The sequence below is a fragment of the Sphingomonas sp. 2378 genome (genome assembly GCF_038084995.1).
Classification (GTDB): Bacteria; Pseudomonadota; Alphaproteobacteria; order Sphingomonadales; family Sphingomonadaceae; genus Sphingomonas.
The window spans coordinates 1-508 of the sequence record NZ_JAXCMJ010000123.1; the positions used below are offsets into that span (position 1 = coordinate 1).

1 protein-coding gene is annotated in these 508 nt (G+C 65.4%); it reads left to right on the plus strand.

Going from position 1 to position 508, the window contains the following annotated elements; all coding sequences use genetic code 11:
• Positions 1-508 (plus strand): GTP-binding protein (locus SM191_RS19575; protein ID WP_341507662.1); only part of this gene is annotated, 508 nt, incomplete at both ends.

Consider the following 508-nt stretch of genomic DNA (forward strand, 5'->3'; position numbering starts at 1 on the left):
TGGTCGAGATGACCAATGGCTGCATCTGCTGCACGCTGCGCGACGACCTGCTGGCGGAGGTGCGTGCGCTCGCCGAAGCGGGGCGGTTCGACTATCTGGTGATCGAATCGACTGGCATTTCCGAGCCCCTGCCGGTCGCCACCACCTTCTCCTTCCGCGACGAAGCGGGCGCATCGCTGGGCGATGTCGCGCGGCTCGACACGATGGTGACGGTGGTCGATGCGATGAACCTGCTGGCGGACTATTCCAGCCAGGACTTCCTCGCCGATCGTGGCGAGACGATGGGCGAGGACGATACCCGCAGCCTGGTCGGCCTGCTGGTCGAACAGATCGAGTTCGCCGATGTGGTGATCGTCAACAAGGCCTCGTCGGTGTCGGCGGAGCAACTGGCGGTCGTGAAGAAGCTGGTCGCCAGCCTCAACGCCGATGCGGTGATCGTGCCCGCCGATCATGGTCGCGTCGACCTGGACCTCGTGCTCGCCACCGGGCTGTTCGACGAGGAGAAGGC